At 80.1% G+C, this 634-nt stretch carries 1 pseudogene; it reads right to left on the minus strand.

Annotated elements, in window-relative coordinates:
* A pseudogene (locus tag FOE67_RS27820) lies at positions 1–634 on the minus strand (hypothetical protein); the annotation flags it as partial.

Genomic DNA, 634 nt, shown 5'->3' on the forward strand with positions numbered 1-634 from the left:
GCCGACCACCCCCGCCACCGGTCCCGGCCCCGAACCCGGTGGTGCCGGTTCCCGAACTCGTGCCGGTGCCGGTGGTGCGGGAGCCTGTGTCCCGGGCGCGCTGCTTGCGGGCTCCGGGGCGGTGGCGGTGCCACCACCCGCGCACCCGGCTCCGCACCCGGCCCCGGCGGCGCCTGCCGGTGCGGCTCTCGGTGCCCGGGCGGGGGGCCGGCTCGGGCCGGTCGCGCAGGGCCCGCGGCCCCGTCGGCCGCCGCGTCCCCGGCCCGCCCGGGTCTTTCGGGTGCCGGTCCTTGCGGCGGCGGGGAACGGGGCGGATCAGCGGGTCGATGTTCGCCCGCCGGCGCCGGAGGCGGGGCTCGGCCCGGTCCAGGCTGTCCCGGCCGATCGCCCGCCACAGGGTGGTGCGGCCCCCCGACCGGGGACCGACCGGCGAGCGCTCCCGGCGGTCCTTCCGGGAGCGGCGCTCCTCGTTTCGGCGGCGGCGCTCCTCCCGCCGGGAACGCGGATCGTCGCGGCGGCGATCGTGGTAGCGGTCGCGGTCCCGGCGGCGACGGAACAACCCACCCCCGCCGCCGTTTCGGTGACGGCCGCCGTCACCCCACCAGCTGTCTCTTATACCCATCGCCCAGCCCCC

The organism is Streptomyces calidiresistens, from assembly GCF_014141525.1.
GTDB classification, from domain to species: Bacteria; Actinomycetota; Actinomycetes; order Streptomycetales; family Streptomycetaceae; genus Streptomyces; species Streptomyces calidiresistens.